We start from the raw sequence: 9,566 nt of genomic DNA, 5'->3' as shown, positions 1-9,566 counted from the left end.
AAGACTTTAAGAATCTTAAATTAAGTCTTGCAGATACATCAATTCAAACTCTCAACTTTCTGGAAAATATCTATTTTTCGGAAAGTCATATTTCGAAATTGAATGGTATTGGACTAATATTTCTAGAAAGTCTTAGAGAATGATGTGGGGTCCCGTTTTTATTTTTTTTAAGACAATATAAATTAGGTACAAGTTCCTTAATGATATTTTCCCTATTCATATACATACCATTATTTCCCCAGCAGGCAACTACTAAATCAGATTGTGCTACACATTCTAAAATATAATGATCATTTTCATTTCCGATAGGATCATCAACTAAATATATATCCCTTGGGTAAGTGCTTCTAAAAGCAAATAAGTTTGCCATTAGTAAGGTTCCATATCCCCAAGCTTTTGCATAATTTATGCATCGTGTGATCGTCGGATCATCGATAGTTTCATTGGCAATTGAAGGATTCAAACCAATAAATAGAATTGTCGGTTTTGTTGAGTCCCAGGTACGAGATAGTTTATAGCGATAAATCTGATCGTCTGAAATAGTAGCTTCTTTTTGCATAGTTGACCTCCACTTTCTTCTATTATATCATTAATGATTTTTCCAAGTAATAATATTTATAAATGTTATTACTTTTGATATAATATAATCAGAAACAGAGAGGAAATTACAAATGGGAAATGAACGTATCACATGTCAACAATGCAAAACTTTAATTGAATATGATTCTACATCTACCCATGAAGGCCTCAGAGATTTTGAGGAAATAGAGTGTCCACGATGTGGCCACGTTGTGACACGGGTTTTTACTAATTTAATTCCATCCGTTCGAGTAGTCGATTAGTAGAATAGAAAGGGAAATACTATCATCTCTATTCATGTTTAGTTGTTTATTTTTGATATAGTTTAAAATTAAATCAAAGATTGCAATTTTTGGTAAAGAGTAAAAGCCGTAAATTTGAGAAACTGATCATGACTGAAATCCCCTCATTGAATCAAACTTATTTAATTTTTTTGAAATAAAAAAGCAGTACAAGCCTGCTAAAGTTTGATATAAAGCTATTTATAATTACCTAAAATCAACCCGTGTCAAACCAGGTCTTAAGAAAGCTCGTAAAGCATCACAATTATCAAAACGTTAATCAACACGCTTATATCAACGTTTACAGACATTTAAGAAATTTCTCTTGGATGTCTTTTTTTGTCTAGCTAAATTTTACAAATTGGGCAATTTAGGTTACTCAATAATATAAAAAAGATAAAAATTTAAAGTTCGAATTTTAATTTTAAAAAAAGTAATTATTATTGAATATCTGTTCAAACATTTTTTCTTTTCTAAGGTTAATATAAGTATATATACTTTAAAAAAGGAAGTCAAACATCTTGCTCATAGATTTTTGCATTTTTAAAAAATACATTTTGTCATATAATAATGTGGAAAATTGACGGATTCCTTAAATAATCATAAAATATGAATATGTAAACCCTTACATACTATTCTACTTATACTTGATAAAATGCAAGTTCTTGAGGATCTATAAATATATAGACACTCTTCTATTTATAAAGTGAAATAAAGAATCACGGAGAAAGTTTATGGATATTAAAGAGACATTCAACCAGCTAGACAATACAAAATTTAATGATTTCAATAATCGCCTTGAAGGTTTTGAGAAACTTTTTAAAGACAAATATTATTTTACCCATCCCGAAGATTTTAGCTCAATCTTTAGCATTTTGGTAAAGTATGGAAAAAGTACAAGTAAATATATTTTATCGAAAGGAGAGATATATGAGTGAAATAGTTATTAATGCTCAGAATTTATCTAAAAATTTTTATAATTTTGATTCAAGACTCCCATTTATCAAGAGATTTTTGAAACGTAATCAAATAACGATTCGAGCTGTTCAAGATATTAGTTTTACGATTAAGAGAGGGAGTATAGTTGGCTTTATTGGGAGTAATGGAGCTGGTAAATCCACAACGATTAAAATGTTGACTGGGACTCTTTATCCTAGTTCCGGAAAATTAGAAGTGAATGGAGAAATTCCATTTAAAAGAAGTATAAATTTTAGAAAAAAAATTTCAATAGTAGTAGGAAATAAATTACAGTTATTTCAAGATGTTTCGGCTATGGATTATTTTCAATTGATTGGTACTTTATATGAGGTAGAACCGGCGATTTTACAAGAACGAATTCAGGAATTAAGCAATTTGTTGAATGTAAAAGATCAGCTTTACCAGCAGGTCCGGACCCTCTCTCTTGGACAAAAAATGAAAATGGAGTTTATCGCGGCATCTTTAACAAGTCCGGAAATATTATTTTTAGACGAGCCTACTATAGGGTTAGATATACAGTCTAAAAAAGATATCAGAACATTTTTAAAGAAAATGAATGAAGAATGTCATACTACTATTATTTTAACGAGTCATGATATGGATGATATTTCGTCTGTTTGTGACGAATTAATCGTCATTGACAAAGGAAAAATTATTTTGCAGGAGTCAATGGATGTTATTTTATCTAAATTTTCTGATTTTAAATATTTAAAGATAAAAATGACATTAGATTTGGTACCAGAGTTATGCTCTGTTAAAGGAGTAGTAGTCATTTCTCAAACAAAATCGGAATGTATACTAAAAATACCTAGAGATTTTGTCTTTGAGACATTAGAATCAATCAATAAGCTTGTAGATATAGAAGATTTTGAAATATCAAATCTTTCTTTAGAAGAAATTATTTTACAAAACTATTTTACAAAAAAGGAGCACAATTGAAAAAAGAAATGTCTATTATTCTGATATCATTTCGATCTATTTTGAACTATAAATCAAGTGTACTATTGTTAATGTTACAGGCAAGTATACAAATTATGATATCAGTATTTTTATGGACGTATATATATCAGAGTAACCAGATAAATATAGCAGGATATGATTTTACCTCAATGGTTCAATACTATTTGGGGACTATAATTTTTTCATATTTTGTTTTTTATCCAGTTGATTGGGAAATCAATGACGATGTTCATTCAGGAAATTTTTTTAGCATATTAATAAAACCTGTTACTTTTTATAAGTATTATTTTTGTAAAATGCTTGGAGATAGGCTTGCTCATTTATTATTTATCATCATTCCTGTCATTTTATTCTCCAGTGTTTATTACAAGAATGAGTTATTAACCATTGAAATTCTTATTTTAGGAAGTATTGCAATTATTCTATCTATGGTTCTATGGTTTTTAATATCATGTTGTGTAGGTATGCTTTCTTTTTGGTTAGAAAATATATTTTTTGTCCTTACTGTTAAAGAAATAGTAATTCAGTTTTTATCAGGAATATTATTGCCTTTAAGTTTTTTTTCAAATAATTTTCGTCTGTTTTTAGATGTATTACCTTTTAAATACTTAGTATATGAACCGCTTCAGATGTTTAGTAATGATACATATAAATTAATAGACTATTTGAGAATTATTTGTATTCAATTGATTTGGTGCATCATTTTTTATATTATATCAAGATTCATATTGAGAAAAGGAGTGGAGCACTTCTCAAATGTGGGAGGATAAAATGTTTAGAATAAAAGTAATTTTTAGGCTACTTCATTTTGGTTTTAAATCTGATATGAATTTTCATTTTGACTTCTTTTGTGGTCTATTTTCGTCGATACTGTGGATTGGTTTACCTATTGTATTTTTTAGATTGATTTTCTTAAACATAGACTCTTTTAATGGTTGGGACTATTATCAAATTTTATTTTTGGTAGGTTCCTACACTATTGTAGATGGAGTTATGATGGGATTGTTAATTAGAAGTATGGGAATTTTAGAATCAGATATTTTGAGTGGTAACTTGGATCAAATTTTATTGAGGCCGTTTGATACTCAGTTGTTCTATATTTTTAGATCATTTAATTTAGTTCAATTCGTGAATACTTTTTTTGGTCTTGCGATCATTTTTATAAGTTATGGAAATTTAAATGTACATTTAAATTCATTAAAAATATTATTTTATATCCTTTCTTTAATGTGTGGTTGTATTATATATTATTCAATTTGGTTTCTAATAACGATTAGTTCATTTTGGTTCCCAACTAAATTTTCAAAAGTAGATGTATTTTTGAATTATATTGGAATTTCTAAGTATCCATATAATATTTTTACAGGTATTAACAGATTGATCACTATGTTATTTGTTCCCAATTTATTAATTGCCAATCCTGCAGTATTAATATTTTTAGGGAAAGATACATTGAACCTATTTTTCTATCAAATAGTTTTTACAGTTTTTTTGATTATTATCAGTCGTACAATTTTTAGAAAAGGATTGAAAAAATATGAAAGTGCAGGAAGATAAACAATGTTGTTCAGTTATATGTTTGACTAAAGGAAGTGATTCGCTGTACTTTGTTTTGTGGTCATTGAAACATCAGATAATTATAAACTATAATTTAAAGAATAGTATTATTAACTTATAGGTGCTAAGAAAAAATTTAAAGAAATTCCCTCATTCAATCAAACTTATTCATATTTTTTAAAATAAGAAAATAGTTGGATTTTGATGATGGTTGATATAAAGCTAAACTGAAAGTACCTGAAATCCAACTGTGTCAAACCAGGTCATATGATCTGTGAGAAAAAGAACACATAACAAAAAGAGGAGCTTCACAATAAAGTTCCTCTTCTTTTATATATCCGAATCATTATTCTTATTTCAAAAAAGGTAGTGAAAAAGGTAGTGATTCGGTTGATTTATATTGCAATGTAGTGAAATTTAGAATTTCAAGAATCGCTTAAAATCAAGGTTTCTAACATCTATTGACGTGTAGTGAACCCCTATTTCACCTCTGTAAAAGTTAACTTATATACTTAAAAAGCTTATTTTAACAGCCTTTACGACTGTTTATGAAGAAAAGGTAGAGAAAAAGGTAGAGTTTCAAATGACTGTTAATTTTCACCTTTTATTTGTGAAAGTCGTTCCATTAAAATATCGACTGCTTCATTCTTTCGGTTAGGATCTAATTCCGCATAGATATCCATTGTGGTTGAAATAGATTTGTGACCCATACGTTCTTGTAATTCTTTCCAATTTGCTCCAGAGTTGAGCATTAAAGATGCATGAGTATGGCGGAATAGGTGAAAACCATAATCAGGTAAACCTAACTCTTTTAATCGTTTAATAAGAGTAGCTCGCTCATTTCGATCAGCCATGTAATTTCCATAGATAGTGGGAAATATCAACTTAGATTTTGGAAGCCCATGTTTTTCAAAGTAATTATTCATTTCATTGTTAAAATCTTTAAGTTCTTGAATAATGGTAATAGGTACTGATACTTTGCGATTTCCTGAATCAGTTTTCGCAGAATTTTTACAAATAACCTTACCTTTAGTACCTAAGGTTTTGTCTCCGCTCCTCCACATAAGAGTTTTATTCACGTTAATTTCTGATGAGTCGAAAAGTAAGTCATCAACTTCCAATGCTAACAGTTCATTAATTCGTAAGGCAGAAGCTAAAAGAGTATTACAAATAACTTTAAAGCGCCTGTTGGCTCTTGAGTTTGGGAGCGTATCTAAGTAGTTCAACCATATAGCGATATCTTTTTCATGTAGAACTTGAACTCGGTTTTGAGACGATTTAGGCTTGGGTGGTATCCTGACTTGTTTTGCGGGATTATTCTTTAGATTAAAATGTACCATTCCAAAATCAAGAATATCTTTTAGTTTATGAACGACTGCACCATAATCAGATGCCTTTCCTTTATCTGCCTTACGTTTTCCCTTATTTATTTCTATTCTAGCTTTTTCTGCTAGCTGATCAACCCATTTTTGGACTTCAGTAGATTCAATAGAATCTATTTTATAATCACCAAATTTTGGAAGGATATATGTATCCAAATACCCCCTTACTCTATTTCTAGTATTATCAGAGGATACCCAAGATTTATAACTATCATACCAAACTTCCGACAATTCTTTTATAGTACCGATAGGTATAGTTTCTTTTCGAGTACAATCATTTTCTTCAAATTTTCTTTTAGTCTCTAAGTATTTGCGATCTAAGGCTTTTAGTGTTGGAGCTGATATAGTAGTTGTAACTTGTTTTCCTGTTTTTTTATCATTTCCTAAATAAGCTCCTTTCATAGAGTAAGTTATAGAGCCATCTTTTTTGATTTTCTTAAGAACTTTCTTATTGTTTCTTTCTATTATCTCAATTTTCATTTAGTTTCCCTCAGATGGTCAAGAATTTAAGAATATCCCCACGTTTATAATACACTGTTCGGGTCCCTTCGATTGGTGGCTCTAATCGTGGCAGGCCTTTACGTTCCCAACTTTTGAGTGTGTTAGGGGAAATATTCAGTTCTTTGAGGACTTCCTTTTGGGTCATGATTTCTAACTGATTAGTATCTGATTTTTTATCCAGAAGATTTACCAGAACCTGTAATAGATTTTCAATTTTATCTAGTTTTACTTGTTGTAGTGTATCCATATAATTATCCTTTCTAATGTCCTAGTACATAGGTAAATTGTTTTGCTGTCTGAGCGTCAAATGTACGGTAACTAATCACTCCAAGTCCTTTCACATTACATTCTGAGACAAGAATTGAGCCATCTGATTTGACTTGTTCCACAAAGGCAATATGCCCGTAGACTGGATCTGCTCCACCTTGTCCAGGGCTAAATGATAGAGCAGAGTGTTCTGTTGGTGTATGGGTTGTTGTGAAACCTGGCTTATTCATCCATTGTCCACCATTTCCCATAAATGGATCAAAATTAACTCCGACTTGTTTTCCACGGTTAAAGACATACCAGGTACATTGTCCCCAAGGATAGGTGCTAGTGATATATCCATTTGTGTCGATAGCTTTTGTAAGACTATATCCTACTGGTATATCATTTGAAGTAACTCCACCTCCATCTCGAGTTTTTCCTGTAGTTTGTTCAGGAGCTTTTGGTGTTCCTCCATGTTCATCAATGAAAGCATCCAGTTTTTGCATGGTTTCTGCACGTCTTTTTCCCGATCCTGTGGTATCTGTGAAATAGACTCCACCATCAGTTGCTGGATTGAGCGTTCCATTCGCAAACTTTTTAGCTTTGTCATCTTGAATTTTGAAGGTTTGGTTTTTATTTCCAATGATAGTTTGTTGGGTTAGTCCGACAACAGCAACTTCATCATTAAAGTTATTGGCATATTCTGGATTGGAGTCATAGGCTCCAAACCCAAACATATTGGCTCCAGGATTAGTGGCTACTCCAGCAGTTCCAAGGGAACTTTCATTCAGTGCGATCGCAACGATTCCACGGACATCAAGATTAGATTTAGCTTCCCATTCGAGGAGTTTCTTTCCATTAATTCGGGTCTTATCATAGGAGATTCCTAACGTATCTAAAAAGCCGTCTAATTGCTCTGCTGTAATACCGAAGCGATGAACCAGTAGGTTGTGAGTATAGGGATCTCCATCTGACCAGTGATCCGCATAAGTCACTCCATTTTGGGATTGGGGTGAGCCATTTGTTCCACCACCTCCGACAGCCCCCATAAGGATAATAATAATGAGGACTGGTAGAAAGAGAGGAATGAGACCAGCTAATAGAAACCATTTTAGTTTTTTCATCGAATCTCCTTTCTAGTTAATGTCTTATATAAGCAGTGAACAAAACAGTCCCAAAACGCCATTTTGCATCTAGAACGACTGAATAGGACTTAGCCTGTAGGATGATTTGGTCCCGCTCTTGTTCTGAGACTGGAAATAAAAGAAGGAAATCGACTGAGCGTTTTCCTTCTTGGTAGGCTTGATAAAGAGTTTCTTCAAGAACTCTTGGAAAAGCAGTTCTTGAGCGTATTTTGGTATTCATATCATTCTCCTCTGAGTTGTTTTAAGCGTTCTGTTAATCGGTCTCTTCGTTCAATATTGGATCTCAATTTATCGTCTCGTGTCATAGTCTTTCTATAAGCACGAGTGAAAGCATTCGACCCTTGAGCTTTGTACATAGCTTGAGGATCTTTATATTCCTCTAATTTGCGCTCAATACTATTAATGCGGAGTTGTTTAAATGGAGAAATCCATTCTTCTTTAAGAGTTTGAAATTCCTCGTTTGAACTTGGTGTTGGCTCCGCTGTGATTGGGGATTCCATTGAAGGAGTTGGTATTTTTTCTTCAACTGGTTTAATCCCTTCTAGCGCTGGCTTTGTTTTCGGAATGTTTGGTCCAGGAGCATCCAGACTTTCTGAAGTTTCAAGCGTTTCTGTTGGGAGCACTTCATCGGGTTGGTGCTCTGATTCCTTATTAGTAAAGAAAGAACCAACATTTTGGAAGTGACTCTTGGCATTCATCATCATCCCAGCTCCAAAACCAGCACCTGCTAAGGCAAAGTTTCCAAGGTGTTGAGCAGATGAAAGACTTCTCGATGGTACTTGTGAAGCCACCTCTCTAGTCTTTGTGACTCCTTTTTCAACTTTGTTTCCAATGTCACTTGCCACCATTCGAGCTTTGGATCCAAGAATGAATTGGATCAACTCAGCTTTGTATTTCCATAGAAGGAAGTATACAAGTCCTTTTGAGACAACTGAAATGAGTAGTTTAAAGACAAGACCGAAGATAATCAAAGATGGAAGTGTTTTAAGGATGCCATCAAAACCTGTAATGACAATGTTTTCTATCATTTTTTCAATGTAGAAGACCAAAAGAGTTAATAGACTCGTGATAGCTGGGAAAAGCAGCCCACCAAACATGACTTTCAGAACTCCAAAAATCAAATCTTGCATTCTTGGTATAAAGGACATTAGTAGCACAATTGGAAAGAGCAGGATCATCATCAGGACAAGTGTCTGAGCAATGACGTTTAACATCTGAATCAAGATAACGGGTATCGCTAATACAAAGGCTTCACAGATTTTGAAGATGACATAAAACATACGAGTGAAAATGAAATCAGGCATAGCTGAAACCCAACGGTTCTTTTCACCATCATCATTGGCTCCATTTCCTAGTTCATCCAGATATTTATTGCGATCTTTCGATTTAACTGCTTTAAAGTTTCCATTTTTATCGCCTGTTCCTAGTACCTTACTATCATCAAAAGTTTCTTGTTTCCCATCTTGGCTATTCTTATATTTTCCATTTTCTTGACCTGTATTGACAAAGACATATGCTTTATAAGAGGTTTCTGCAATATAGCTATCTGCCATGGAATCGCCAATTTTTATGGATTTATTATTTCCATACTCCACCTTGATATTCGTGATATTTTTAGTGACATCTTGAGAGACATGGTTGATAGTATCAAGTAGATATAGACCACCTGATGTTCCAGCGATTGTTCCAAAATAACCAAAGCCGAGGATGAGAACTAGAAAGACATGAAGGAGAGTCCTTGAAAAAGCTCCTTTCGAAAAGAAAAACTGGTAAAAGAGATAGAAAGCTAGGATTAGAAGCAACATTGAAACGAGTGATTGTTTTGCGACTCCGCCAGAACTTGAACCGATAAATCCTTTCCAAATATTCATTGCTCCATTAAACACATAGTTCTTGTAGTTAGAGTAGAGATCAATCTTTTCAAGAATTCGAAT

At 32.5% G+C, this 9,566-nt stretch carries 10 protein-coding genes; 4 read left to right on the top strand and 6 right to left on the bottom strand.

The genetic code is table 11. The annotated features are described in order from the left end of the window. Positions 1 to 85 precede the first annotated feature (85 nt). Complete coding sequence (locus HMPREF2918_RS03455; RefSeq protein ID WP_070594598.1) at positions 86 to 559, bottom strand: DUF1643 domain-containing protein; 474 nt, start codon at positions 557 to 559, stop codon at positions 86 to 88. Between the two features lie 1,035 nt (positions 560 to 1,594). Here HMPREF2918_RS03455 and HMPREF2918_RS03450 point away from each other — a divergent pair. From HMPREF2918_RS03450 to HMPREF2918_RS03435, 4 genes are read left to right on the top strand one after another with little or no spacing between them, the layout of a single operon-like run. After that, a complete protein-coding gene (locus HMPREF2918_RS03450; protein WP_003010127.1) occupies positions 1,595 to 1,798 on the top strand; it encodes a hypothetical protein in 204 nt (67 codons plus the stop codon). After that, positions 1,791 to 2,777 (top strand): ABC transporter ATP-binding protein, encoded by a 987-nt coding sequence (locus tag HMPREF2918_RS03445; RefSeq protein WP_003010129.1) that lies wholly within the window; start codon positions 1,791 to 1,793, stop codon positions 2,775 to 2,777. The genes HMPREF2918_RS03450 and HMPREF2918_RS03445 overlap by 8 nt, the downstream gene beginning before the upstream one ends. After that, entirely contained in the window at positions 2,774 to 3,568 is a 795-nt protein-coding gene (locus tag HMPREF2918_RS03440) for an ABC transporter permease (RefSeq protein ID WP_003013825.1), read from the top strand. The genes HMPREF2918_RS03445 and HMPREF2918_RS03440 overlap by 4 nt, the downstream gene beginning before the upstream one ends. A 1-nt stretch (position 3,569) precedes the next feature. Continuing rightward, on the top strand, positions 3,570 to 4,355 hold the full coding sequence (locus HMPREF2918_RS03435) for an ABC transporter permease (RefSeq protein ID WP_003013947.1): 786 nt from the start codon (positions 3,570 to 3,572) through the stop codon (positions 4,353 to 4,355). A 590-nt stretch (positions 4,356 to 4,945) separates the two neighbouring features. Here HMPREF2918_RS03435 and HMPREF2918_RS03430 read toward each other — a convergent pair. From HMPREF2918_RS03430 to HMPREF2918_RS03410, 5 genes are all read right to left on the bottom strand, one after another. Beyond that, positions 4,946 to 6,217, bottom strand: coding sequence for a tyrosine-type recombinase/integrase (locus HMPREF2918_RS03430; RefSeq protein ID WP_070594597.1), 1,272 nt, complete (start codon positions 6,215 to 6,217; stop codon positions 4,946 to 4,948). Positions 6,218 to 6,227: 10 nt separating this feature from the next. Further along, a complete protein-coding gene (locus tag HMPREF2918_RS03425; RefSeq protein ID WP_070594596.1) occupies positions 6,228 to 6,485 on the bottom strand; it encodes a MerR family transcriptional regulator in 258 nt (85 codons plus the stop codon). Between the two features lie 13 nt (positions 6,486 to 6,498). Beyond that, positions 6,499 to 7,611 carry a CHAP domain-containing protein gene (locus HMPREF2918_RS03420; protein WP_070594595.1) on the bottom strand — a complete coding sequence of 371 codons (1,113 nt, stop codon included), beginning with the start codon at positions 7,609 to 7,611 and terminating at the stop codon, positions 6,499 to 6,501. A gap of 16 nt (positions 7,612 to 7,627) precedes the next feature. Further along, positions 7,628 to 7,852, bottom strand: a complete 225-nt coding sequence (locus tag HMPREF2918_RS03415) for a hypothetical protein (RefSeq protein ID WP_009731701.1) — start codon at positions 7,850 to 7,852, stop codon at positions 7,628 to 7,630. A gap of 1 nt (position 7,853) precedes the next feature. Next, positions 7,854 to 9,566 (bottom strand): MFS transporter (locus HMPREF2918_RS03410; RefSeq protein ID WP_256263184.1); only part of this gene is annotated, 1,713 nt, incomplete at its 5' end.

It is taken from the genome of Streptococcus sp. HMSC065C01 (assembly GCF_001813525.1).
GTDB lineage: Bacteria > Bacillota > Bacilli > Lactobacillales > Streptococcaceae > Streptococcus > Streptococcus parasanguinis_V.
The sequence above is the reverse complement of the archived record's forward strand: the minus strand, read 5'-3'. Positions and strand labels throughout refer to the sequence as shown.

Coding starts and splice junctions, on each gene's coding strand:
- HMPREF2918_RS03455 (WP_070594598.1), bottom strand. CDS start 559: ATGCAAAAAGAAGCTACTATTTCAGACGATCAGATTTATCGCTATAAA.
- HMPREF2918_RS03450 (WP_003010127.1), top strand. CDS start 1,595: ATGGATATTAAAGAGACATTCAACCAGCTAGACAATACAAAATTTAAT.
- HMPREF2918_RS03445 (WP_003010129.1), top strand. CDS start 1,791: ATGAGTGAAATAGTTATTAATGCTCAGAATTTATCTAAAAATTTTTAT.
- HMPREF2918_RS03435 (WP_003013947.1), top strand. CDS start 3,570: ATGTTTAGAATAAAAGTAATTTTTAGGCTACTTCATTTTGGTTTTAAA.
- HMPREF2918_RS03430 (WP_070594597.1), bottom strand. CDS start 6,217: ATGAAAATTGAGATAATAGAAAGAAACAATAAGAAAGTTCTTAAGAAA.
- HMPREF2918_RS03425 (WP_070594596.1), bottom strand. CDS start 6,485: ATGGATACACTACAACAAGTAAAACTAGATAAAATTGAAAATCTATTA.
- HMPREF2918_RS03420 (WP_070594595.1), bottom strand. CDS start 7,611: ATGAAAAAACTAAAATGGTTTCTATTAGCTGGTCTCATTCCTCTCTTT.
- HMPREF2918_RS03415 (WP_009731701.1), bottom strand. CDS start 7,852: ATGAATACCAAAATACGCTCAAGAACTGCTTTTCCAAGAGTTCTTGAA.